Below are 23,910 nucleotides of genomic sequence, written 5' to 3'. Positions count from 1 at the left end.
AGCTAAGAAATTTGTAGGTAAAGTGAAAATGTTCAAAGAGAAAGTCAGTTTGGGAGTTGTTCAGGAGACACTTTTAATTACATTATGGGCACGTGCAGTTGAAGCAAGTCAACAACAGCCTATTCTGTATGATTCCAAAGCTGTAGACATACTTTCACAAATCGACTATAACTTCAATAAAGTTTCTAAGTCGCTTAGTTCTCAATTAATAGTATGTATCCGAGGGCAAACAATTGATCAGTTGGTTAAGAACTTTTTACAAAATTCTCCCAGAACCACTGTGATAGAGATCGGTGCAGGTTTGAATACAAGATTTGAGCGACTTGATAACGGGACATTAAATTGGTTTGACCTCGATTTAGCTGATTCGATGGCAGTCAGGCAAAGATTTTTTGAGGAGAGCGATCGCCGCAAGTTTATTAGTGGCTCGGTTTTGGAATCACACTGGATAAACAAGATGAAAACATCGATTTCTAACCCGCTTTTATTTATTGCTGAGGGAGTATTGGTCTACTTTACTGAGTCACAGGTGAAGCAGCTATTTGCAATGCTAGCTGATAATTTTCCTGGTTCTTTCTTAATTTTTGATGCTATATCGCCATTTATAGTAAAGTATCACAGAAATTGGGATGCAATCAAATACACATCTGCTAATTTACAATGGGGTATTAAAAATATTCAAGAGATAGAAACCTGGGACTCACGGTATAAAGTCGAAAATTCGCTCTACTTTTCAGATTGTTCACAATATTTTCCGCGATTTCCTCTTATTGAGCGTTTACTCATTACCTTTATCCCATATTTGACACGAACATCTGGTATGCATTTGGTACGGCTAGGATAGCAAAACACTTGCTGCAACCTGGAAATAGCTTGGGTATTTTGATGTCAAATATGCGTGTTGGATTGCTCATAGTGAAAGCATTGCGATCGCAATTGCTCTGTTTGCTCACTTAAGTTGAGATAAAATACTTTTCCACGCATCTAACAAATATTTCCACACCCATTGCCAAGGCGGTTTCGTCAAAATCGAACCGGGGATGATGATGGGGATATGCTAAGTCTTTTGCGGGGTTAGCAGAACCCAGAAAGAAATAGCAGCCAGGAACCTCTTGCAAGAAAAATGACATATCTTCAGCAGCCATTGTTTGGCATTCGGGCACAATACCTATAGGAGTTTCTACCACTTCTTCTGCTACAGTTCGTACCAGTTCTGCCATTTTAATATCATTAATTACTGGTGGATAAAGTGACCAGTAGTCTAAATCATAACTTGCACCATAACTCTGACAAATTCCAGCAATAATCTGCTCGACACGCTGGTTAAAAAAGCCTTTCAAACTGGGATTAAAATACCTAACAGTTGCACTCATTCTCGCTGTATCGGCAATTACGTTACGCTTGGTTCCAGCATGAAGTTCACCTACTGTCACCACTGCTGAATCAATGGGATTAACATTCCGAGCAACAATGGTTTGCAAGGCATTGACGATTTGAGCAGCAACAACTACTGAGTCAACAGTTTGATGGGGTAGTGCGCCGTGTCCACCTTTGCCCAAAATTGTGCAGTTAAAGCACTCCACAGCTGCCATCAATGCCCCAGCCCGCACACCCACTGTTCCTAAAGGCAAATTATTCCATAAATGCAAACCAATAATCGCGTCAACATCAGGATTTTTCAGGACTCCAGCTTCAATCATCGGCTTTGCGCCTCCTGGTGATTCTTCCGCTGGCTGAAAGATAATTTTCACCGTACCGGAGAAGTTTTGGCGATGCTGCTGGAGATAGTAAGCTGTACCTAATGCGATCGCAGTATGTCCATCATGTCCACAAGCGTGCATCACTCCATTATGCTGCGATTTGTAGGGCACTTCGTTGAGTTCTTGGATTGGCAATGCATCCATATCCGCCCGAATCGCTAAAACTTTGTCAGTGCTGAGTGGGGAGTGCTGAGTGCTGAGTGCTGAGTGAGGAGTACTGAGTTTATTGCCTTTGATGGTGGCAACAATCCCAGTGTGGGCAATGCCAGTTTGATGCTCAACTCCCCATTCTTGCAGCTTTTGTGATACAAACTCAGCCGTCAGTTTTTCTTGAAAACCCAACTCTGGTTGTTGATGTAATCGCCGCCGCCACTCTACTAATTGCGGTTGCAATGAACGGATCGCCAGTCGGATGCGAGATAGATCAACAGAAGAGGGATTGGGAAAGGTGGAAACCATTATGAAGACAAACTAGTTTAAGTACAGCTAACTAACTGAGTTTATTTTCCCAGTTTATCGTAGGGAATAGCGCATGGGGCATTGGGTATGGGGTATGGGGAATAGACGACAAGGGAGACAATGGAGACAAGGGGAATAACCAATGCCCAGTAGACATCTCTAGAAATTAGGTATCAGCGCAAGCTGCACAAGGGTTGTAGATTTATTTTCGGAGATGTTTAATGCCCAATGCCCAATGCCCAATGCCCAATGCCCAATTTAAAGTGTCAGTGTTTCCCAATCTAAATCTGATGCTATTTGAGCAAGTTTATCTAAGTCAGTCAGATTATCTAGATAAGGTAAACAGCCTAAAACTGGTGTGTTCGTGAGTGATTGAATTAATTGAGATGGTGTCCAGTCGGCTATTTCTGCATCTGTTCGGGGTTGTACGCAGTTCAGCACAATGCCTTTGAGATTGACGCGCGATTGTCTCGCTAATGCAACATTTGCCACTGCTTGAGCGATCGCTCCTAATCTCACTGGCACTACCAATACTGTTGGTAATCGCCATTCTCCCGCCAAATCAGCTACGGTTAATTCCTCAGTGATTGGCGAACCTAATCCTCCCAAAGCTTCTACCAGCACAAAATCACGATGCGATCGCAACTTAGACAAAGCTTGCCACACAAGAGCTAAATCTACTTGACGATTTTCCTTGGCTGCGGCGATGGGAGGAGCCAGAGGTGCTTGAAAGTACAAAGGTGTAATTTCTTCAGCAGATTGTTCTAGCGCAAACAGCTTTTGATACCACTCGCGATCGCCAATTCCCGATTGAATCGGTTTCATAATTCCCCAGCTATGCTGCGGGTAATATTTTTGCCAATATGCTGCTAGCGCTGTTGTTAAAACAGTTTTACCAGCTTCCGTATCAGTTCCAGTAATCAGTAGCGTGCTTAACATTAATTTCTTTGGCCAGAAAATGGTTGTGTTTCATCAACCGGCGGAAAAGTTGGCGTTTCACCAGTCGGAGGAATTGGGAAGAGTGTTTCTGTGGGAATTGGAATAGGTGTTTCTGTCGGAATTGGTAGAGGTGTTTCTGTGGGAATTGGTAGAGGTGTCTCTGTGGGAATTGGCAGGGGTGTCTCTGTCGGAATTGGTAGAGGTGTTTCTGTCGGAATTGGCAGGGGTGTTTCTGTGGGAATTGGTAGGAGTGGTTTTTCTAATGAAACATTGAGATTGTAATTGCTTTCGGCAACTCCTGAAAGCAGAGTTAACTCAATAGTATATCTACCAGTTAGCAGCAATGTGCCTTCGTATGCTGATACTTGCCGGGCATTAAGATCAATTGGTTGTTCATTGGGACTTAAGACTGTTAGAAAAATGCTGCTTCCTGGCTCAAGAAACGTAGTTAACTTATCACCTTCCTGCCCAGAAAAAGTATACCGGATTATCTGATTTGCTTTGAGAGTATCTTCAAGCGTGGCTGTGTTATTCAACGATCCCAGATTGAGGGGCTTAGTAGATACAACAGGTTGATCGTTAGTAGGTGTGGGTGTGGCAGTGAATGTAGTACCACCAGAAATTACTGGTGAAGGGAAATTTTGTGGAAGCGTTTCATCTGTTGCTGTTTTCGACTGACTGCGGATGGAACTGACTAATGCCCAAGAACCAAATCCTGCGACGATTACTACAGCAATGGCAATTGCCGCGATCGCTAACGGATTATCCAAGAGTGAACTAGGGGGACTTGGTGGAATCACAGGATCGGATTTCTTCCTCGGCGAAGCTGGTGATGCTACCGGGTCAGGACGGCGACCAACAGCCATTGTCTGCAAGTTAGACACATTCAGGGAAGGAAGACTGACTTGCTCTAAAGGTTGTAGTGCTTGAGATACACTAGCAGCACTTTGATAGCGATCGCTCGGTATATGATTCAACATTCGATTCAACACTACAGCAAATCGCGGACTGACTTTTACCCACCGCTGCCAATTCCAAGTTAGTTGGTTTTCATCAAATAGATCCCTTGGTTCTTTGCCAGTCAGCAAAACTACCGCACTCACCGCTAATGCATACAAGTCGCTGCTAGGGTAAGCTCCCCCTGTTTGCATTTGTTCACTAGGAGAGTAGCCTAATTTTCCCACCGTGGTTTCTGGCATTGCACTCTCTGGCGATCGCAAACGCGTTGCCAGTTCCTTTACCACCCCAAAGTCAATTAACACAGGTTTAGCGTCACTATCTCGCAAAATAATATTTTCTGGCGAGATATCTCGGTGAATAATCCCTCGACTGTGAATATGCTCTAAAACAGGCAGCAACGACTGTATCAGCTGCAATACTTCAGCCTCTGTGAAAGTTTGACCGACAGCTTGACGTTCAGCCAGTAGAGTTCGGTACGTCTGACCTGCAACGTAGTCCTCTACCAAAAATAAGCGTTGGTCTTGCTCAAATCTTTCCCGGAATTTAGGGACTTGTGGGTGTTCGATTTGATATAAAATGGCAGCTTCTCGGTGAAAAAGCTCTTGTGCTTTTTCCAAAGCCAAAGCCTCCGTTGCTGTTGAAATCAATTCCTTGATCGCGCAAAGTTCGTTAAAGCGCCTCTGGTCTTCTGCCAGATAGGTTCTACCACATCCTCCTTGTCCGAGGATTTGAATTATGCGGTAACGGTTTTGCAAGACAGTGCCAACTGTAATGGGTGGTTGCATGATCGATTGATTGAGTGTAGTAGCAACTGAGGAGGAAGTCACCCACAAAGATTAAGTCCAAGAGGCAACACAGTTACATGCAGCGATATTCTACCTTACCTAATGGGTAATACCCCCAGTTAGGAGTATACGCAAATTAATTAACCCGGATTTCTCACCACACCTCTCAAAGCCTGCGCTTGTGCAGGGGAGCAAGGGAGCAGGGGAGCAGGGGAGCAGGGGAGCAGGGGAGCAGGGGAGCAGGGGAGAGTTCAAATACCAAGTTCTTTCCCCTCTTCCCCTCCGCCCCTCCGCCCCTCCGCCCCTCTGCCCCTCTGCCCCTCTGCCCCTCTGCTCCATCAAACGCCTGAAGCTTGTGAGAAATGCTGGATTAAGGAGGCAAGAGACAGGGGGCAGGAGGCAGGAGATAGAACAATAGGGTTCGAATAAGCATTTTTCACTTTCCTTGCGGTCTGAGGAAAGGGGTTGGAGGTATTGGGTAAAGAATGTATTCAAAGCCTTTCCCCTTTTTCCGTTATTCTGGAATTTTATTGTGTGAATTAAAACTTAAAATTAAATCTGCCAGTTTATTTATTTATTGCTAGTATCATAGAATATAATAAGATACACCCTAAACACTTAGTCCCAAATGTTCTCTTGTCTAAGAGCAAACTTAAATATCATTTAACTTGTCAATGCTTTACTGTCAGTTATAAATGAGGTATTTAGAAGAAGCAAACTATTACACCAATATTTTGATAAATTGAGGGTATTTGCCTCAACTCAAAAAAATTTGAACTATAGACCTAGTAGACAGACTTGATGTCCGTTAAGCTATCAATAGTTTGCTTGCCAAGAAAATTAGACAGTTAGCGAATGATAATTTTATGGGGAAATGTTTAAATTTTGTATGGAAGCTTTAACAAAACTCACAGATGTTTTTTTAGGCTATTTATCGGTTAAATCTATTAAATCTCCAATGATAATATTGCTATGAATGCACATAGAGGATCTGCTGTTCTCAGTTCTGCAACTTTCAAAATGCAACCATCTGCAACAGGGCTGACCGAGAATCATCGCCTGAGACTTTTTTCTGGCTCCGCCAACATACAACTGTCTCAAGAAGTCGCTCGTTATGTGGGCATGGACTTGGGGCCAATGATTCGCAAAAGATTTGCGGATGGAGAACTTTACGTTCAAATCCAAGAATCGATTCGGGGTTGTGATGTCTATTTAATCCAGCCATGTTGTCAACCTGTAAACGATCATTTGATGGAATTATTGATTATGGTTGACGCCTGTCGTCGGGCTTCTGCGCGACAGGTGACGGCAGTAATTCCTTACTATGGCTATGCTCGTGCCGATCGCAAAACAGCAGGACGAGAGTCAATAACTGCCAAGCTGGTTGCTAACTTGATCACCGAAGCAGGAGCCAACCGCGTTCTAGCAATGGATTTACACTCGGCTCAGATTCAAGGCTATTTTGATATACCCTTTGACCATGTTTACGGTTCGCCAGTATTGCTAGATTATCTAGCAAGCAAACAACTACCTGATCTTGTAGTTGTTTCCCCTGATGTTGGTGGTGTCGCACGAGCCAGAGCATTTGCCAAAAAACTGAATGATGCCCCACTGGCGATTATTGACAAACGTCGTCAGGCACATAATGTCGCAGAAGTGTTAAATGTTATCGGCGATGTTAAAGGCAAAACGGCAGTGTTGGTGGATGACATGATCGACACTGGCGGAACGATCGCAGAAGGAGCGCGATTACTCCGTGAAGAAGGAGCGCGTCAAGTATATGCCTGTGCAACTCATGCAGTCTTCTCTCCACCAGCTGTGGAGCGGTTGTCCAGTGGCTTGCTTGAGGAAGTCATTGTCACCAATACGATTCCCATACCAGAAAACAATCGTTTTCCCCAACTAGTGGTGCTGTCAGTAGCTAATCTCTTAGGAGAAACTATCTGGCGGATTCATGAAGATACTTCAGTAAGTAGTATGTTCCGCTAGCAAATAAAAGGCTGTGATTCGTGTTACAGCCATAAATTACTCACACTTACCCCTTAATCGGGGACAGTGTGGGCTTTTAACAGACCTAAGATTGGGGATCTTAACCGAACCATGTTGCATCCCCTCCCTGTCTGACTTGAAAATGGTGAGTGCTGAATTCTAAGTCAAAATATCATTACAACAACTTATCTGGTGTAATTGGCAAATCACGAATCCGCTTACCTGTAGCATGATAAACTGCATTAGATATGGCAGCCGCTACCCCAACAATGGGAAGTTCCCCCAGGCTTTTGGTTCCTAGTGCATTCACATAAGGATCGTGTTCTTCAACAAATTGCACTTCCATATTTGGGATATCTGCATGAACCGGAATCAGGTAATCGGAAAGATTAGCACCAACTATTCTGCCCTGATTAGCATCCATTACGGTTTTCTCCATCAGCGCCATACCAATTCCCCATGTAATCCCACCTACTACTTGACTCCGCGCTGTCTTAAAGTTGAGAATTCGCCCTGCACCATAAACGCCTACACAACGTCTAACTTTGATTTCTCCCAACAACTCATCGACTGCAACTTCCACAAATATCGCACCAAATGAGTGTTTGGCGTATTCTTTGCTTTCTGGACTGGCTGAAGATTCTTCTGTAACTTCTAAACTCTCTAATCCGTGACGATGCAAAATATCGGTGTAGCTGTCTCGCTTCGATGGGTCTTGTTTTAAAAATATTTGCCCTGATTCAACGCTAATATCTTCTGCTTGAGATCCATACAGCAGAGAATTTGCATCTGCGATCGCCATTTGAATTATTCTATCCCGTGCCGCGATCGCTGCTTTATGCACCGCCGGAGAAACACTCGCAACGGTAATTGAGTTCCCTGCAATCGGCGCTTTAGGAAGATTGCTATCACCCAGTTCAAACTGCACTGGTAAGCCTAATACTTCAGAAGCTACCTGCGTCATCACTGTATAAGTGCCAGTACCGATGTCTTGAGTACCAGTTTGTACCCGCACTTCTCCATTGGCAAAAATTTCTACCTTGACTGATGCAGTTCCAACGTTGGTGGGAAATGTCGCACTTGCCATTCCCCAACCAATCAAGAAATAACCATCCTGCATGGAACGAGGAACTGGGTTACGTTGTGACCAACCAAAAATTTCTGCACCTTTTTGGTAACATTCTTTCAGGGATTTACTTGACCAAGGTAATTCTTTATGGGGATCAATATCTGCATGATTTCTAAGTCTTAGTTCAATCGGGTCAATATTTAAGGTGTGTGCCAGTTCATCCATTGCCGATTCTAGGGCAAACATTCCCGTTGCTTCTCCTGGCCCACGCATAAAGGTTGGTGTGGCAGTGTTGATGCGTGCCAAACGGTATTTTACTTCCAAATTGGGACAGGCGTACATCATCGTTGTTGCTGCACCCACAGGTTCTACAAAGTCATCAAATAATGATGTTAAGGATGTGCCAATGTGATTGATGACAGTTAGTTTGCCTTCTTTGGTTGCACCTAGCGTTAGGTGTTGTTCGGTTTGGGATCTGTGGCCGCAAGCAGTGTACATTTGCGATCGCGTTAGTACAACTTTCACAGGGCGCTTTACTTGACGAGCTGCGATCGCAGCTAAAATTGTATGCGATCGCAGCAGCGCCTTACAACCAAATCCTCCGCCTAAATATTTGGAGATGACGCGGACATTTTCTTGAGGAATATTCAGCACAGATGCGATCGCTCTTTGGGTTGCAGAAATGCCTTGAGTGGTTTCATACAGCGTCAAGTTATCCCCCTCCCATACTGCGATCGTTGCAGAAGGTTCTAGGGGATTATGATGTTCCATTGGCGTGGTATAAACTTGCTCGACCAAAACATCTGCTTGAGCTTTCCCCGATTCAACATCCCCTCTGGTGATTTTACCGGGCATGATGCCAAAATATATTGATTCGGGTTCAAATATCTCTGCGTGTACCACCGTGACTGTAGGCGGTGCTTCTTCGTAGATAATTTTTATCTTAGAGGCGGCGGTTTCGGCTTGTTCTAAAGTTTGGGCAATTACAATCCCCAAATGTTGACCATCGTAGTAAATATTATGGTCTTTTTCCGTTGACTGAGGCTGTGGAGGCCCAAAGAAGGGTATTTTTACCAGAGATGGGGTTTGTTGGTAAGTAACGACATCTAGCACACCAGGGGCGACGGCGGCGGCGGATGTGTCTATTTGGATAATTTTACCGCTGGCGATCGCACTTTGAAAAATCACTCCATAAGTTAAATTCTCTATTGGCACATCGGCTGTGTAAGATGCTTCTCCGATAACTTTCAGCCTACCATCAACGCGATCGAATGGTTTACCGATAATTTTATTCATGATTTTTCTCCCACAACTGAAAGCGCACGTACCAAAGCGCGTTTGACTAATTCAATTTTGAATTCATTGTGTGTTTGCGGTTTCGCTTCTTTGATAGCTACTGCGGCTGCATCTTTAAACGTGGCTTCATTGATTGCTTTATTTTGGAGAAATTCTTCAGCTTCCCAAGCACGCCAGGGTTTGGGTGCTACTCCCCCAAAAGCGATGCGTGCTGATTTAATCATGTCTTGTTCTACGTCTAAAGCAACAGCTACGGAAACAAGAGCAAATTCATAACTAGCTCGATCTCTGACTTTTAAATAATAAGACTTGTATGCAGAATGTGGAACTTCAATAGCAACAATTAATTCTCCAGCTTGTAATAGAGTTTCTTTTGCTGGTGTCTCACCTGGTAAGAGATAAAAATCATGAATTGAAATTTGACGGGCTTTTTCTGTCCCTTGGATGCAAATTACTGCATCTAATGCTGTCAGCGCCACAGCTAAATCTGAGGGATGCACAGCAATACAATGTTCACTCGCCCCGAAAATAGAATGCATTCGATTGTAACCTGTAATTGCTGAACAACCTATACCGGGAGTGCGTTTATTACAAGGAAAAACGGGATCGCGAAAGTAACCACAGCGGACTCGTTGCAGTAAATTACCGCCCACAGTTGCCATATTTCGCAGTTGCGGTGAAGCACTTTGTAATAAAGCTTGGCTAATTACTGGATAACGTTCTTGAATTTGGGGATGAAAAGCCACATCACTCATTCGAGAGATCGCACCAATGCGGATTCCATTAGCGTGAGATTCAATATCTGCTAAGGGCAAACTATTAATATCAATTAATATATTCGCTGTTTGAACTCCATCTTTCATCAATCCTAGTAAATCTGTGCCACCAGCAATAAATGCAGCAGTTTGGCCTTGATTAACTGTTGCGATCGCAGCCTCTTCTGAGGCAACTTTAGCATAACTAAATGGCTGCATCTTCCATTTCCTCTAGCACATCTTGAATCGCCGCAATAATATTAGGATATGCTCCACAACGGCAAAGGTTTCCACTCATTTTTTCTCTAATTTCTGCCTCAGATTTTGGCGATTCCTCTAATATCATCCCTACGGCTGAGACAATTTGACCCGATGTGCAGTAACCACATTGAAAAGCATCATGGGTGATAAAGGCTGTTTGCATGGGGTGAAGTTTGCCATCTTCTGCTAATCCCTCAATTGTGGTAATTTCAGTACCGATGTGCATGACTGCTAGAGTCATACAAGAGTTGATTCGCCGATTATCAACTAATACAGTACATGCACCACATTCACCGCGATCGCAAGCTTTTTTAGTTCCCATCAAACCTAGCTTTTCCCGTAGTGCATCCAGTAAAGTAACACGAGGTTCTAGCTTGACTGAGTAGGAGATATTATTGACATTCAAAGATAATTCTACTTCCTCTGAACCCAAGATTTTCAAGTCCTGGGTAAATGAGTTTGAAGTTATTGGAGCTAAGGAATTTTCTTCCATGTTTCATGTATATAATAATTACATCATTACTTTCAGCAAAACAGTGCTGAGTTCCAAATGAGAATTCTTACTCGGTACTCAGCACTGCTTCTATGACGATCATGTTCAAGTAAAGAGTCTAGATAGGCAATTTAGAGGTTTTTTTGGTAATATTCCTCTATTGCACCTACAGCTTTTAATAATGGCGAATCTAACGGCTCAATCCAATCTGCCACTCCATGAGCTAGGCCAAGAGTTGAGACTCCTCCTGATGGTTCAAGCTTACCATTCACTGCCTTACTTTTAATAGATTGTAGAACAGCGATCGCGTTGTTTAAATGTGCTGAAGACTCAGGTTTTTTGTCTTTCAGCATCTCTTCGGCAATCTCAGATGCTTGGTCAATCAGCTTGATAAATTCTTCTGTCTTAGTTTTCATGAATTTTACGGACAACTAAAAGGTTCTACGACGAGATTTTTTCCCTCAGACCATTTGATATTTGGATCTTTTGAATCTTGAATAAATGTCTGTTGAGCACCGCCTGGATAGCATTCTGTAGGTACTTGAGGGGCAACAATTCCTTGATAAGTTGTTGTTCCTGCTGGTAAAGTTATTTTTTGAATCATAGTGGCTTCATTGCCCCATGCTTGATTGAGAGCTAGATTCTTGATTACTTCTACATTTGTTTTATATTTGTCAGCTGTTAAATACCTGCCGTATTTATTTCCACTGTTACTATAGTAGCGATAAAAAGTCTTAGGCTGTTCTAGTTTTACTTCCTGACATTTAGAATCTAAGAAGGTAATGGCAATCTCAGATGGCAGAGGGCATGAAGAAGTAACTTCTTGGGCAAGGACTTGTGGTGAATTTACAAGACGCGGCAATGAACTGACTGAAAAACTCAGAAGACTTAAACCAATACATGCGGAAGCTGACTTAAAGTTCATACACACTCATCTTCACAATCATTTTTGAATATGAAAATAATACAGCAAGCTTAGTTCCGTTATAGTAAGTTTATGAAATTTAAAAGTCAAATTTAGGGCATTCAGCCCCAAAACAGACATAACGGTACTTATTCAAGTTTGTTGGATTAGTGAACAATTCTGAGGGTGTGCAGTTTTTGTTACCACCAGCAACCACAATCCATTAGAACACCAAATTTAGAGTTGTTTCTTAAGAAAGATTGACTAAAAAAGTACTCAGCAGTCAAAATTAATCATTGTGGGTCTAGCTCAAAGGTAAGCTTGCAAAGCAACTGCTTGAGAGGATGTTTGAAAAGTCCTCTTGTCGGTATCAAACATTTTAGATCCCCCTAAATCCCCCTTCAAAAGGGGGACTTTGATTCCGGTTCCCCCCTTTTTTAAGGGGGGTTAGGGGGGATCTAAAGTGCCTAAAGTCACAGCGAAACACTTTTCAAACAACCTCTGAGGCATGAAGAAAGTGCATGTACTCGTGGGGATATTCTGACTTTTAATATGAACACAAATCTAACTCAGAAATCATCTAAACCCATAGTAGAGAAAGTTGCTATTGTCGGTGCTGGGCCAGGCGGTTTGGCTGCTGCGATCGCACTGAGAAGCCAAGGTATCGATGTGCAAGTATACGAAAAAGCTCAAGAATTTCGTCCGGCTGGAACTGGACTAGGCCTCGCTCCGAATGGCTTGAGTTCCCTAGATGCGATCGCGCCGGGAATTGTCGAAACCCTCAAAAGTTCAGGATGCGAGGTTCACCACACGATTTTAAAGAATATTCAAGGAGAAACACTCCGAACTAACGCAACTAAATACTTGGAGAATTATGGACAGCCATTATTAACGATTTGGTGGTATCGTCTACAGCAAGTATTAGCGTCTAGATTGCCATCTGACATTATTCACCTGAATCATCGCTGTATCGGCTTTGAGCAAGATGAAAACGGTGTGGAAATTCATTTTGATGGCGAAAAATCGGTATATGCAGATTTGCTCATTGGGGCTGATGGCGTCAACTCAATCATCAGAGAAACTTTATTTGGCGAGGGTCAGCCTAATTATATCGGTAGTATGTGTTGGCGTGCCGTCATCAAGTATCACCACGAGCTATTTAATGACTATGAACTAGTTTTTGTCAAAGGCAATCAACAGTTTATGTACATTCTCAATGTGGGCGGCGGCTATACCAGTTGGATTAGTCGGAAGTTTTCGCCTGAGTATTCCCTTTCCCACAGCGCTGATGAGGTCAAGTCTCGCATTCTTCATGAATTAGCCGACTGGGATAAATCCTTTCGGGCGGTGGTCGAAGCAACACCAGCCGAGCAAATTTGGGAAGGGCCGATTTGCGATCGCCCACCGTTAACTCAATGGAGTCAAGGCAGAGTTACTCTCTTAGGCGATGCCGCTCATCCAATGGCGCCTGCGATGGGACAGGGAGCCAATACCACTTTTGAAGATGCTTATGAACTACGAGAGTGTTTTTCAGATTCAGCTAATCTCCAAGAAGCTTTAACTAGTTACGAACAACGTCGCATTGAACGCACAAAAATTATCCAAGCTCGTAGTGCCTTGGGTGAGATGCGCTACTACGACCTTGACACTGTGGCATCTACTGGGCAGACGCAGCAGCGGCAAATGACTTTGAATGATGATTTTCACAAATGGCTGTATGATTTCAAGCCGTCTGCAATCAGTTAAATTTCAGTGTGGTATCAGTAAAGCGACTTTTCTCATAATTAGCGCAGAAATTTATAGTAAGTGCTAATCTTATCGAGTAATTTGAAGATATCAGAAATGACTATTTTTAGTCAAGCCCTCAAACACAACAAACTCGTTGAATAATTGAGAATTATTCTTGCAAAATCAACATAACTTCATCAAATTGTTAATTTTTATGAAAAGCGATGCCGTAGACATCGCTATTACCTTTTTAGAGAAGAGTAAAGTATTGAATCTGTTTTTGGAGTTGCTAATTTACCCCTATTTTTGGTCGAGATTGATTGGAAATAATCAGCTTAGTATCTATTTAATTTCCTCAAAATTCTCAATTGTCAAAAAGATTTCTTCATCAGCTATTTGACTGTTGTAATCAATATTAATTCGGGTTGGATAGCCGAGTTTATGATCATAGCCTATATCCAAGCTGAATGCATTACGGTTGATCGCATCTTGAATCACATTAAAAAGCTTGGGAATTGTTTTATATTTTTGAAAGAATTGCTGATTAACTGGTTGACCTGTAGCGACAGAAGTGATTGAAGTTGTTTGACCATTCCGTACTTCAATGACTACTGGGCCTCTAGCATCTGGTATACAAAAGCAACTGTTGCTAAATGTATATCGATAGTTAGAAACATTTGCCTGATTCCACAAACGGCGATTAAATCTTAATCGTCTTAGATTCAAGTTATTATTCGTTGTAAGTTGTGCTATCTCTACGGTAGTTTCAGACATCACTGGTAGGTTTAGACCTAGAGATAGCAATAGTGCTGCACTGATAATGATAGGTAAACGCATATCGATCCATTTAGTTTTAAAAACCCTAATAATCATAATATATTAATTGTTTTACTTGTTTAAATAAAGCTTGTCTTTTGATTAAAATTACTTCACGGTTAGCTAAATAGTCTTGCGTGACCACCTAGGTTAAATTAATAAGAAAATACGGGCAACAAGAGATTTTCAAGCCTGTTTGTTTCGTGTGCTTGTTACAGGCTAAATTATGAATCTCCCCTTACTTGAAGTATGAGGAGGATTGAATTATCCCTAATTAGCAATGCTGATGATTGTGGCTATTGGGATCTAGCTGCAAGCTTGCAGACATGTCTTAGATCCTGTGTGAATGGCACTAAGTTAAGATACAGCCCTTGCCCTGGCTGGGAACCGATCCTGAGAGGCTCCGCCTCTAGTGGCTTGACCAGAGGCAACACAGGACTTTGGGCTTATCTTAGTGCCATTCGATCCTGTGCGATTACGCAACAATCTCAAAGTCTGTAGCTGCTAATACTGGTGGAACTGTGAATGGATTGTTATCGTTATCAATTTTGGCAAATAGACTACCTGTTCCAAAGCCTGGTGATGTCAAGTTTTGGTTGAAGAACAAGTTGCCAGTTCCAAGACTGTAAGTAATTAGTCCAGAGCTAGTTGCAGCGGCTGCATCATTAGCTACTATCTTAATTTGGGACAGATTGTTAAGTCCGACGAAAGTTGTCTGATCCAGAACAATTTTGTCACTAGTGCGGCTGAAGTCAGTAATTGTATCTATACCCAGAGCAGCAGCATTGAACGGAGCACCTGAGTTGAACACGAAGCGATCGCTAGCACCACCACCCGTCAAGATATCATTACCTTTACCACCTATAAGGATGTCATTACCGGCATCACCATAGAGGCTATCATTGCCAGTTCCACCATAGAGTCTGTCATTACCCTCACCACCAAAGCCGGTCAATGGTGTAGCTGTGCCAGTACCATCAAGCAAGTCATTTCCAGCCCCACCACTGAACCATACTGCATTTACTCCAGTTCCTGTCAGGTTGTTGACATCGAGGATGTCATCACCGCCACCACCATTGATTTCAAACCTCTCTGCACTGTCTACAGTCAGGGTGAACGGAACTAAGTTCAGCCGATCAAAGATTGCTCTGCCTTGGGCGTCCTTTTGTAGGCGGAAGTTGTCTCCGACACCTGCACCATTGACTTCAACCACGTCATAGCCAGCATTCCCGCTGATTCTGTCGCTACCGTCACCGTTGTTCCAGATCAGGCGATCGTTGCCGTTTCCGCCACTAAAGGTGTCGTTGCCGCGATTTCCGAGTATAGTATCGTTGCCATCCCCACCAGATAGCCAGTCGATACCATCACCACCTCGTAGCAGGTCATTACCGGCATCACCATTTAGGGCGTCATTTCCAGTACCACCAGTTAGGGTGTCATTTCCATCACCACCAGAGGCAGTTAAGGGTGTAGATGTGCCACTAGCATCAAGCAAATCATTTCCAGCCCCACCGTTGAACCATACTGCATTTACTCCAGTTCCGGTGAGGTCGTTGACATCGAGGATGTCATCGCCACCACCACCATTGATTTCAAACCTCTCTGCACTATCTACAGTCAGGGTGAACGGAACTAAGTTCAGTCGATCAAAGATTGCTCTGCCTTGGGCGTCCTTTTGCAAACGGAAGTTGTCTCCGACACCCGCACCATTGACCTCAACCACGTCATAGCCAGCATTCCCGCTGATTCTGTCGCTACCGTCACCGTTGTTCCAGATCAGGCGATCGTTGCCGTTTCCGCCACTAAAGGTGTCGTTACCGCGATCGCCTACTACGGTATCGTTGCCATCCCCACCAGATAGCCAGTCGATACCGTCGCCACCTCGTAGCAGGTCATTACCGGCATCACCATTTAGGGTGTCATTTCCAGTACCACCAGAAAGGCTATCATTACCCTCACCACCAAAGCCGGTCAATGGTGTAGCGGTGCCAGTACCATCAAGCAAGTCATTTCCAGCCCCACCACTGAACCATACTGCATTTACTCCAGTTCCGGTGAGGTCGTTGACATCTAAGATGTCATCGCCACCACCACCATTGATTTCAAATCTCTCTGCACTATCTACAGTCAGGGTGAACGGAACTAAGTTCAGTCGATCAAAGATTGCTTTTCCTTGGGCGTCATTTTGTAGGCGGAAGTTGTCTCCGACACCCGCACCATTGACCTCAACCACGTCATAGCCAGCATTCCCGCTGATTCTGTCGCTACCGTCACCGTTGTTCCAGATCAGGCGATCGTTGCCGTTTCCACCTGTGAATGTGTCGTTGCCGCGATCGCCTACTACGGTATCGTTGCCATCCCCACCAGATAGCCAGTCGATACCGTCGCCACCTCTTAGCAAGTCATTACCAGCGCCACCATTGAGGGTGTCATTACCAGCGCCACCATTGAGTGTGTCATTTCCATCCAAACCACTGAAGTTATCAGAAGCGGCATCACTAGTACCTGTATCTGCTCCATTAGTTGGCCCTGGCCCTGGAATCCAATTTATTGCCATGATCAATACTCCCAATTCTTAATTTTTAAGAGAATAACGAGGTACTAATACTTCATTTCTAAGAGAATATGAAAGTACTAGTTTCGGTCTATGAACTATAAAACTTATGGTTTTTAGCTGCTAAGTATTACTCAGAGATACTTGCTTCTTTTATGCAGAATCTCGATTTTTCTAAAACTTCTTGACTATGAAATTTGCAGACAGTCCTTAGTACATTTCAACTTTTTCGGTCATGTGGAAAAGAAAGAATGGTTCGCGAATGCCTTTCCCAAACTAGCTTTCAGCTGATTGAATCATTTTCGCTCAAGTTAAAGCGAATGTCAGTAGCTTTAAATAAATGACAATTTTAAATATTAACCCGTGTTCATATTGTTATTTTGCTGACAAAGACATTAATTCTTCGAGCAGTATTAATAACTAAATGTTTATCTGTAAAATATAGTAAGTCTTGATACAAAGTATTTAAAAGCGCCAGCAAACAACAGCAGCTACTAAAAATCAATTCATACTGTTACTAATAAAGGGTTTTTGCTGAAGGCTGAAGCATTTATTTTTGCATTTACTCTCAAGCAAGCATTTATATAATGAGTAAAATATAATACTTTAATCTGATTCTCATTCCCTCCCTTGTTAAGCCTACGGTGTACACACAAGCCGAAAAAAAATCAATTTATCTCGTTCCTATGCAGAGCAATAGGAATGCCTGATTAGGGGCTGCTGCCTCTAGTCAGATATTGAGTCAGAGACTCAATGAATGCATTCCCAGTCGGAGACTGGGAACGAGGAAATGCTTATCAAGCTAGGTTTTTAGGACTTGTGTGTACACCGTAGCCTTGTTAGGCAGGGAATGAGAGAATGTTAACTCGCGACTAAATTGCCCCAACCGACGTAGGGTAATTTTGCCGCCGTTGCTTTAACTTGGGCAGCATTCGCCACCAATTGACCGCAAGCGTCCCAAGTTCCAGAAATAAATGTGCTTCTTGTCCCTTCACCGATCGCAACTGGGGCTGTGTAATCACCAATTTGCACTTGCAAGGTTTCTAAATTCACTGTCACATCTGCTTGAGGATTGGCAGCCACCAACTCTTGCAGTTGTTTAACTGTAACAGCATCAGCTGTCAGACAAGGTATGCCCATTGCCACACAGTTACCAAAAAAGATTTCGGCGAAGCTTTCACCAATTAAAGCTTGAATTCCCCATTTTGCGATCGCTTGGGGTGCGTGTTCCCGTGATGAACCACAGCCAAAGTTACGGTTGACTATTAAAATATTCGCCCCTTTGTATTGGGGTTGGTCAAAAGCATGTTCACCTTTAAGTGCTGTCCGGTCATCAATAAACGCGCCTTCGCCTAACCCATCAAAGGTAACGGCTTTCAAATATCGCGCGGGAATAATGCGATCGGTATCTATATCATTGCCCACTAAGGGTATACCGCGCCCTGAAACTGTTTTAACTTCACTCACCATATTAAGGATTGGGGATTGGGGATTGGGGACTGGGACTGGGGACTGGGGCAGAGGAGAGAATAATAACTCTGAATTCTTGTACAGACGTGATTCATCGCGTCTCTCCCAATGCCCTATGCCCTATATTCAAAATTACAACAACTCACGCACGTCAGAGACTTCGCCTTTAATCGCAGCTGTGGCGACCATCGCCGGACTCATTAGCAATGTGCGGCCAGAGGAGGAACCCTGTCTGCCTTTAAAGTTGCGGTTGGAGGAAGAAGCGCTGATTTGTCTTCCTTGCAGCTTATCGGGGTTCATAGCCAAACACATGGAACATCCCGGTTCACGCCATTCAAATCCAGCTTCCTGAAAGATTTTATCTAGTCCTTCAGCTTCTGCTTCTTCCTTCACCCTTTCAGAACCAGGGACAACGAAAGCTTTAATTCCTTCTGCAACGTGGCGACCTTTGGCGATTTTCGCAGCTTCTCGCAAATCGCTAATTCTACCGTTGGTGCAACTCCCAATAAAGCAGACATCTATTTTAGTGCCCTTGATCGGTTGACCAGGATATAAATCCATGTAGCGGTAAGCTTCTTCAGCAATAAATCGGTCTTCTTCTAGCAGTTCTTCTGGCTGAGGTACTGACTGGTTGACGCCGATACCTTGACCGGGAGTAATCCCCCAGGTGACGGTAGGAGAAATTTCCGCAGCGTCGAATACCACCACATCATCGTATTGGGCATCAGCATCACTCTTGATGGAATCCCACCAAGCCACAGCTTTATCCCAATCTGCACCTTTGGGAGCAAAATCTCTGCCTTTGAGGTAATCGTAGGTGACTTGATCGGGATTGACATAGCCGCATCTAGCACCGCCTTCGATCGCCATGTTGCAGACAGTCATCCTCTCTTCCATATTCATTTGCTCAAATGTCGTACCTGCAAATTCGTAGCCATAGCCCACACCACCTTTCACGCCAAGGGTGCGGATGATATGCAGGATGACATCTTTGGCGTAAACTCCAGGGTTTAGAGTGCCGTTAACTTCAATTTTGCGGACTTTCAGTTTCGAGAGGGCGAGGGTTTGGGAAGCGAGAACATCCCGGACTTGGCTAGTACCGATACCAAATGCGATCGCACCAAATGCCCCATGACTGGAAGTGTGGCTATCTCCACAAGCGATCGTCATTCCTGGTTGGGTTAGCCCAAGTTCTGGAGCGATGACGTGAACTATACCCTGGCTACCAGAGCCAATATTGTAAAAAGTTATGTTATTTTCTTGACAGTTATTCTCGAGCGCCTGAATCATTTCCTCTGCCAAGGTATCGGCAAAAGGACGCGCCTGGTTTTCTGTCGGCACAATATGATCGACCGTGGCGACAGTCCGCTGTGGAAACAGTACTTTTAGACCCCTCTCGCGTAACATAGCAAAGGCCTGGGGACTGGTGACTTCATGAATTAGGTGAAGCCCGATAAATAGTTGCGTCAGCCCTGAGGGAAGTGTACCAACGGTGTGTAAGTCCCAAACTTTATCAAACAGGGTACCTTTGCTCATACGTCAATCAATATTTAAGGAGTCCGGTCTTAAATAGTATCAAAAAATAGTCTCGGTTTTGGCAGATCGCTGAATATTAGTTGCAGCTTTGGGTAAGGTCGTGGGGAATTGAGGGGGGAAATTTAAACGCAGACGCGTTGCGGGGGTTCCCCCCGTTGTAGCGACTGCCGTCGCGCAGAGGGAAGCGCAGAGGTACGCAGAGAATTCGCGATGTCATTTGATCGCCTTTGAGGTAGTAAATGCGAAAATTCTCCGAAATATTGAGATGCAAAGATGTAAATAACTTTATCCTTTTCCACAAGGATGTGTTAAGACAATACGAGATAATTGCACTACCAGGTTATGCCCATAGATTTACGGGAATTTTATCAGGCTAGCGATCCCAGCAGAACTCTGTTTGTCAACAATAGCTCTGATGGCAAGTATTACATAGATTTTTCCTCAGTCCGAGGTGGTGATATTCTGGGCAAGCTGAAGCAGAAAATTACTTTTTTTAAGCCAAATGAACCCACTTGCACTTTATTTACTGGGCATATTGGTTGTGGGAAATCGACAGAATTATTACGGTTACAGGCAGAACTGGAAAAGTTAGGTTTCCATGTGGTCTATTTTGAGTCCAGTGACGATTTGGAAATGACCGATGTCGATATTGCTGATGTGCTGCTAGCGATCGCTCGGCGGGTGAGTCAAAGTCTGGATAAAATTACCCTAGAGGAACCCAATAAGTTTAATGAGTTGCTCCAAGGTGCTTGGAAGGTCTTAAACTCCGAGGTGACGGCGGGAAAAGTTAAGCTTCCGGTGCTTGGTGATGTTGGTTTATCCGCAGATAAAGAAAAGTTTTCTCTGTCTGTGGGCATTGGTGAAATCACCGCGAAGATGAAAAATGACCCAACGCTGCGAGAAAAACTCAATCAGTATTTAGCACCGCAAAAAACTAAGCTGTTAGAAGCGATTAATCAAGAATTATTGGAACCTGCGATCGCTAAACTCAAACAGCAAGGTAAAAATGGTCTGGTGGTAATTGTCGATAATCTTGACCGCATAGATAATCGTGCCAAACCTTGGGGTCGTCCGCAGCAAGAATATTTATTTGTCGATCAGGGTGAGTTTTTGACGAAGCTGAATTGTCATCTCATCTACACCATGCCCTTATCTTTGAAGTTTTCCAATGATTACGGAATGCTAACCCAGCGTTTCCCAGAAGATCCCAAGGTGTTACCAATGGTACCTGTACAATGGTCTGATGGCAGTGTTCATACACAGGGAATGGCACTCATGCAGCAGATGGTACTAGCTAGAGCTTTTCCTGACTTAACACCAGAGGAGCGTTTAACTAAAGTTACCGAAATTTTTGATAGTGCTGCTAGCCTAGAACGCTTATGTAAAATGAGCGGTGGTCATGTGCGGGATGTGTTAAGGCTGCTGAATACGTGGATTATGGAAGAGATGATTCTTCCCCTAACTCGTGAAACCTTCGAGCAAGTGATTCGTTCTCGGCGGAATGAAATAACATTGCCGATTTCTGAGGATGAGTGGCAATTGTTACGTCACGTCAAGGAAAGGAAAAAGGTGAGTGATGACCACGGATATCAAAAATTGATTCGCAGTCGGTTTGTGTTTGAATATCGGGATGGTGGCGAGTCTTGGTTTGATGTTAATCCGGTTTTGGCAGAGGCGAGGGAGTTGCAATGAGGAGGCAGGGAACCGATAAATAGTTAGATTATGAAACCAGAAACCAGAAATGTTTTGTTAAAAGCTTATGCACAATTGCACCAAATCACAGAAGAATTGTACTCCGCCTCGGATAAAGCCGTGGAAAACAACGATTTTGAGGACGCTAGTTTACTAGCTAGTAGAGCAGATAGACTTTATGAAGAGATAGAAAATTTAGAGATTGTAATTTCAGAACAGGAGGAAATATGAAAACAATCCAAGAGTTAAAGACTCGTATTAAAGAACTCAGTAAACAAGCTGTTGAATTTAGTAGAAAAGCATCTGAAGTGTGCTTAAGTGACCGTCAACAAGCTAAGTATTTTAGACAGCAAGCAAGAGAAGCCAGCAAGCGCACTCAAGTATTGATACAAGAGTTAAAACGCCAGGACGTTTAATTTTGTGGTTATGACAGACTCGCAATCACCAGAAGATAACCATGTAAACAACGATGTCTACGACGGGCTACGCCTACGCACTCTGACACAATTAGCTTGGGCGATTGAGTCCTCTGTGGGACAGTTTAAGCTGATTTTGGCACGGTGTAATTATGCTAGCTTGCGCGATCGCTTAATCTCAAGATTGCGGGAAATTTGTCAAGTCGAAATTCGTGTCTTAGCGGTGCAGCAATCTAACAGGACTCTTTATACTGCGATTCAGGAAGAATTTGGCGCAGAAATGCCAGCCTGTGTGATGGTTGTGGGTTTGGAATCAGTGCAGAATTTGTCTGTGATGTTAACTTCTGCTAATCAGGTGCGGGAAGAGTTTCGCAAGAATTTTACTTTTCCCTTAGTCTTGTGGATTGACGATGAAATTTACAAGCAACTAATCCAGCTTGCACCTGATTTGGAAAGTTGGGCAACTACGAGAGATTTTGTCATATCAACACAGGAATTAGTAGATTTTGTCATCGAAACGGCTAATCAATGGTTTAGTAATAACTTAAAATTTAGCGTAGATGTATATTTCACACTGGAAAATGAGCTAGAAGCGGCGCAAAGATATTTACTCCAAAAGCCCGATATTTATAATTTAGAAATTAAAGCTAATTTAGAATCTTTGTTAGGTTTTATCAAACAGATAAATAATCAAAAAGATTCGGCGTTAGAGCATTATCACAAAGCTGATAAGCTCTGGCAGCAAAGTCATAATTTAGAACGACAGGCAAAAATCCTCAGTGAGATTGGCTTTTGTTATTATTTAAAAGCTTTTAAACATCAAGATATCAATCATCCCGATTGGCAAGAAACTTGGCATTATGTCCAAGAGTATATAAATTTTATTAGCCGATTGAAAAATCCAGATTTAATTGCTACTTCAGTAATTAAATTCGGTGATATCTTGCGAGACTTGCAAAAGTGGGAAATGTTGCAGAGTCTCTCAGAACAAGCTTTAGTAGTACATCAAAGTAACAACCAGCCAAAGGAATTAGCCAAGGATTACGGTTTTTTAGCTGAGGTGGCTTTGGCTCAAAAAAACTGGTTAAAAGCAAATCAGTTAGTTAAGCAAGCCTTAAAGGTTTTTTATGCGAATCCCAAGCTGGAATCAGCAAATACATCAGGGGTTTTAGCTGATATTTCCGAAAGAGGTTTCAAATCAAAAGACTTGAGCTTATATCAATTTATTTTAGGTCGTTCTCAATACTATTTAGGTCAAATTAAAGAGGCGACTATCAGCTTAGAAACTGCTAGCAATGTGGGTAATCCCCTAGAAGATGTCAGGATTTATTTGGATATTCTCAGGTTTTTACGGCAGCTTTATTTTGAGCAGAAAGAATATCTCAAAGCATACAAAACTAAACAGCAACGGCGTTCTATTGAACAGCAATTTGGCTTGCGGGCTTTTATTGGTGCGGGTAGGTTAGAAGCTACAAAACAGGCATTTGTCGAGACATTGCGCTCAAACTCTCCCCAAGGGAACATTGCCCCAGAAATTGCTGCATCTGGTCGCCTATTGGATGTAGAACGTTTAATTGAACGTATGGGTCGCCCTGATTATAAGTTGATAGTAATTCATGGGCAATCGGGTGTAGGCAAAAGTTCTCTGGTGAATGCGGGACTGATACCAGCTTTAAAGAATAAAGCCATCGGTACTCAAGATTATTTGCCGGTGGTAATGCGCGTTTACACCAACTGGGTGGAAGAGTTGGGGAGGCTTTTGGGAGGGAGTGATAAATGGGAAGTTTGTAGAGACGCGATGAATCGCGTCTCTCCTGATTGGGGAGAGTCAGAACTCGGCACTTCAACCTCAGAACTCGGCACTTCGACTTCAGAACTCGGCATTTCGACTTCAGAACTCGGAACTTCAACCTCAGAACTCGGAACTTCGACCTCTGAACTCGGAACTTCGACTTCAGAACTCGGAACTTCAGCCTCAGAACTCGGAACTTCGACCTCAGAACTCGGAACTTCGACCTCAGAACTCGG

General features: G+C 43.3%; 19 protein-coding genes and 1 pseudogene. 8 read left to right on the top strand and 12 right to left on the bottom strand.

Features of this window, described 5'->3' with window-relative positions; translation table 11 throughout:
- Positions 1 to 28 precede the first annotated feature (28 nt).
- Positions 29 to 844, top strand: a complete 816-nt coding sequence (locus ABF638_RS16365) for a class I SAM-dependent methyltransferase (protein WP_435023876.1) — start codon at positions 29 to 31, stop codon at positions 842 to 844.
- Between the two features lie 109 nt (positions 845 to 953).
- On the opposite strand, the gene ABF638_RS16360 is transcribed toward ABF638_RS16365, so the two are convergent.
- The 3 genes from ABF638_RS16360 to ABF638_RS16350 form a co-directional block, all read right to left on the bottom strand.
- On the bottom strand, positions 954 to 2,219 hold the full coding sequence (locus ABF638_RS16360) for a M20 family metallopeptidase (protein ID WP_435023874.1): 1,266 nt from the start codon (positions 2,217 to 2,219) through the stop codon (positions 954 to 956).
- Positions 2,220 to 2,477: 258 nt separating this feature from the next.
- Positions 2,478 to 3,158 (bottom strand): dethiobiotin synthase, encoded by a 681-nt coding sequence (gene bioD / locus ABF638_RS16355; protein WP_435023872.1) that lies wholly within the window; start codon positions 3,156 to 3,158, stop codon positions 2,478 to 2,480.
- Positions 3,158 to 4,903 (bottom strand): protein kinase domain-containing protein, encoded by a 1,746-nt coding sequence (locus ABF638_RS16350; RefSeq protein ID WP_435023870.1) that lies wholly within the window; start codon positions 4,901 to 4,903, stop codon positions 3,158 to 3,160. The genes bioD and ABF638_RS16350 overlap by 1 nt, the downstream gene beginning before the upstream one ends.
- Positions 4,904 to 5,875: 972 nt before the next feature.
- Between ABF638_RS16350 and ABF638_RS16345 the strand changes: the two genes are divergently transcribed.
- A complete protein-coding gene (locus ABF638_RS16345; protein ID WP_069074426.1) occupies positions 5,876 to 6,892 on the top strand; it encodes a ribose-phosphate pyrophosphokinase in 1,017 nt (338 codons plus the stop codon).
- Between the two features lie 175 nt (positions 6,893 to 7,067).
- Here ABF638_RS16345 and ABF638_RS16340 read toward each other — a convergent pair whose 3' ends face one another.
- From ABF638_RS16340 to ABF638_RS16320, 5 genes are all read right to left on the bottom strand, one after another.
- Positions 7,068 to 9,257: a xanthine dehydrogenase family protein molybdopterin-binding subunit gene (locus ABF638_RS16340; RefSeq protein WP_435023868.1), complete on the bottom strand. Its 2,190-nt coding sequence runs from the start codon at positions 9,255 to 9,257 to the stop codon at positions 7,068 to 7,070.
- A complete protein-coding gene (locus tag ABF638_RS16335) occupies positions 9,254 to 10,231 on the bottom strand; it encodes an FAD binding domain-containing protein (protein WP_435023866.1) in 978 nt (325 codons plus the stop codon). The genes ABF638_RS16340 and ABF638_RS16335 overlap by 4 nt, the downstream gene beginning before the upstream one ends.
- The gene (locus tag ABF638_RS16330) at positions 10,218 to 10,766 is read right to left on the bottom strand and encodes a (2Fe-2S)-binding protein (RefSeq protein WP_435023865.1); all 549 of its coding nucleotides are present in this window, start codon (positions 10,764 to 10,766) and stop codon (positions 10,218 to 10,220) included. The genes ABF638_RS16335 and ABF638_RS16330 overlap by 14 nt, the downstream gene beginning before the upstream one ends.
- 131 nt (positions 10,767 to 10,897) lie before the next feature.
- Positions 10,898 to 11,182 (bottom strand): hypothetical protein, encoded by a 285-nt coding sequence (locus ABF638_RS16325; RefSeq protein ID WP_435023863.1) that lies wholly within the window; start codon positions 11,180 to 11,182, stop codon positions 10,898 to 10,900.
- 5 nt (positions 11,183 to 11,187) lie between these two features.
- Entirely contained in the window at positions 11,188 to 11,691 is a 504-nt protein-coding gene (locus ABF638_RS16320) for a hypothetical protein (RefSeq protein WP_435023862.1), read from the bottom strand.
- A 531-nt stretch (positions 11,692 to 12,222) separates the two neighbouring features.
- Here ABF638_RS16320 and ABF638_RS16315 point away from each other — a divergent pair.
- Positions 12,223 to 13,416 (top strand): FAD-dependent oxidoreductase, encoded by a 1,194-nt coding sequence (locus ABF638_RS16315; protein ID WP_435023860.1) that lies wholly within the window; start codon positions 12,223 to 12,225, stop codon positions 13,414 to 13,416.
- 324 nt (positions 13,417 to 13,740) lie between these two features.
- Here ABF638_RS16315 and ABF638_RS16310 read toward each other — a convergent pair whose 3' ends face one another.
- A complete protein-coding gene (locus ABF638_RS16310; protein ID WP_435023858.1) occupies positions 13,741 to 14,235 on the bottom strand; it encodes a DUF6174 domain-containing protein in 495 nt (164 codons plus the stop codon).
- Positions 14,236 to 14,689: 454 nt separating this feature from the next.
- Entirely contained in the window at positions 14,690 to 16,771 is a 2,082-nt protein-coding gene (locus tag ABF638_RS16305) for a calcium-binding protein (protein ID WP_435023857.1), read from the bottom strand.
- Positions 16,772 to 17,266: 495 nt separating this feature from the next.
- Between ABF638_RS16305 and ABF638_RS16300 the strand changes: the two are divergent.
- Positions 17,267 to 17,356 (top strand): annotated as a pseudogene (locus ABF638_RS16300) (IS982 family transposase); the annotation flags it as partial.
- A 273-nt stretch (positions 17,357 to 17,629) separates the two neighbouring features.
- Here ABF638_RS16300 and leuD read toward each other — a convergent pair.
- Both leuD and leuC read right to left on the bottom strand, forming a co-directional pair.
- The gene (leuD, locus tag ABF638_RS16295) at positions 17,630 to 18,238 is read right to left on the bottom strand and encodes a 3-isopropylmalate dehydratase small subunit (RefSeq protein ID WP_435023855.1); all 609 of its coding nucleotides are present in this window, start codon (positions 18,236 to 18,238) and stop codon (positions 17,630 to 17,632) included.
- 132 nt (positions 18,239 to 18,370) lie between these two features.
- Positions 18,371 to 19,774, bottom strand: coding sequence for a 3-isopropylmalate dehydratase large subunit (gene leuC, locus ABF638_RS16290; protein WP_435023853.1), 1,404 nt, complete (start codon positions 19,772 to 19,774; stop codon positions 18,371 to 18,373).
- Positions 19,775 to 20,116: 342 nt separating this feature from the next.
- Here leuC and ABF638_RS16285 point away from each other — a divergent pair, with 342 nt between their 5' ends.
- The 4 genes from ABF638_RS16285 to ABF638_RS16270 form a co-directional block, all read left to right on the top strand.
- Positions 20,117 to 21,466, top strand: coding sequence for an ATP-binding protein (locus ABF638_RS16285; RefSeq protein ID WP_435023851.1), 1,350 nt, complete (start codon positions 20,117 to 20,119; stop codon positions 21,464 to 21,466).
- Between the two features lie 30 nt (positions 21,467 to 21,496).
- Positions 21,497 to 21,697 carry a hypothetical protein gene (locus ABF638_RS16280; protein WP_334797797.1) on the top strand — a complete coding sequence of 67 codons (201 nt, stop codon included), beginning with the start codon at positions 21,497 to 21,499 and terminating at the stop codon, positions 21,695 to 21,697.
- Positions 21,694 to 21,882 (top strand): hypothetical protein, encoded by a 189-nt coding sequence (locus ABF638_RS16275; RefSeq protein ID WP_435023849.1) that lies wholly within the window; start codon positions 21,694 to 21,696, stop codon positions 21,880 to 21,882. Before ABF638_RS16280 ends, ABF638_RS16275 begins: the two co-directional genes overlap by 4 nt.
- A 10-nt stretch (positions 21,883 to 21,892) precedes the next feature.
- On the top strand, positions 21,893 to 23,910 hold a 2,018-nt coding region (locus ABF638_RS16270), incomplete at its 3' end, for an nSTAND1 domain-containing NTPase (protein WP_435023847.1).

Origin of the sequence: Nostoc sp. CALU 1950 (assembly GCF_051172895.1) — a bacterium.
Taxonomy (GTDB): domain Bacteria; phylum Cyanobacteriota; class Cyanobacteriia; order Cyanobacteriales; family Nostocaceae; genus Nostoc; species Nostoc edaphicum_A.
The sequence above is the reverse complement of the archived record's forward strand: the minus strand, read 5'-3'. Positions and strand labels throughout refer to the sequence as shown.

Bases quoted from the DNA above. Each gene is read 5' to 3' on its own strand.
- ABF638_RS16340 (WP_435023868.1), bottom strand. From the start codon at position 9,257: ATGAATAAAATTATCGGTAAACCATTCGATCGCGTTGATGGTAGGCTG.
- ABF638_RS16335 (WP_435023866.1), bottom strand. From the start codon at position 10,231: ATGCAGCCATTTAGTTATGCTAAAGTTGCCTCAGAAGAGGCTGCGATC.
- ABF638_RS16350 (WP_435023870.1), bottom strand. From the start codon at position 4,903: ATGCAACCACCCATTACAGTTGGCACTGTCTTGCAAAACCGTTACCGC.
- ABF638_RS16325 (WP_435023863.1), bottom strand. From the start codon at position 11,182: ATGAAAACTAAGACAGAAGAATTTATCAAGCTGATTGACCAAGCATCT.
- ABF638_RS16360 (WP_435023874.1), bottom strand. From the start codon at position 2,219: ATGGTTTCCACCTTTCCCAATCCCTCTTCTGTTGATCTATCTCGCATC.
- ABF638_RS16345 (WP_069074426.1), top strand. From the start codon at position 5,876: ATGAATGCACATAGAGGATCTGCTGTTCTCAGTTCTGCAACTTTCAAA.
- ABF638_RS16315 (WP_435023860.1), top strand. From the start codon at position 12,223: ATGAACACAAATCTAACTCAGAAATCATCTAAACCCATAGTAGAGAAA.
- ABF638_RS16310 (WP_435023858.1), bottom strand. From the start codon at position 14,235: ATGCGTTTACCTATCATTATCAGTGCAGCACTATTGCTATCTCTAGGT.
- ABF638_RS16275 (WP_435023849.1), top strand. From the start codon at position 21,694: ATGAAAACAATCCAAGAGTTAAAGACTCGTATTAAAGAACTCAGTAAA.
- ABF638_RS16320 (WP_435023862.1), bottom strand. From the start codon at position 11,691: ATGAACTTTAAGTCAGCTTCCGCATGTATTGGTTTAAGTCTTCTGAGT.
- ABF638_RS16280 (WP_334797797.1), top strand. From the start codon at position 21,497: ATGAAACCAGAAACCAGAAATGTTTTGTTAAAAGCTTATGCACAATTG.
- bioD (WP_435023872.1), bottom strand. From the start codon at position 3,158: ATGTTAAGCACGCTACTGATTACTGGAACTGATACGGAAGCTGGTAAA.
- leuC (WP_435023853.1), bottom strand. From the start codon at position 19,774: ATGAGCAAAGGTACCCTGTTTGATAAAGTTTGGGACTTACACACCGTT.
- ABF638_RS16285 (WP_435023851.1), top strand. From the start codon at position 20,117: ATGCCCATAGATTTACGGGAATTTTATCAGGCTAGCGATCCCAGCAGA.
- ABF638_RS16365 (WP_435023876.1), top strand. From the start codon at position 29: ATGTTCAAAGAGAAAGTCAGTTTGGGAGTTGTTCAGGAGACACTTTTA.
- ABF638_RS16305 (WP_435023857.1), bottom strand. From the start codon at position 16,771: ATGGCAATAAATTGGATTCCAGGGCCAGGGCCAACTAATGGAGCAGAT.
- ABF638_RS16330 (WP_435023865.1), bottom strand. From the start codon at position 10,766: ATGGAAGAAAATTCCTTAGCTCCAATAACTTCAAACTCATTTACCCAG.
- leuD (WP_435023855.1), bottom strand. From the start codon at position 18,238: ATGGTGAGTGAAGTTAAAACAGTTTCAGGGCGCGGTATACCCTTAGTG.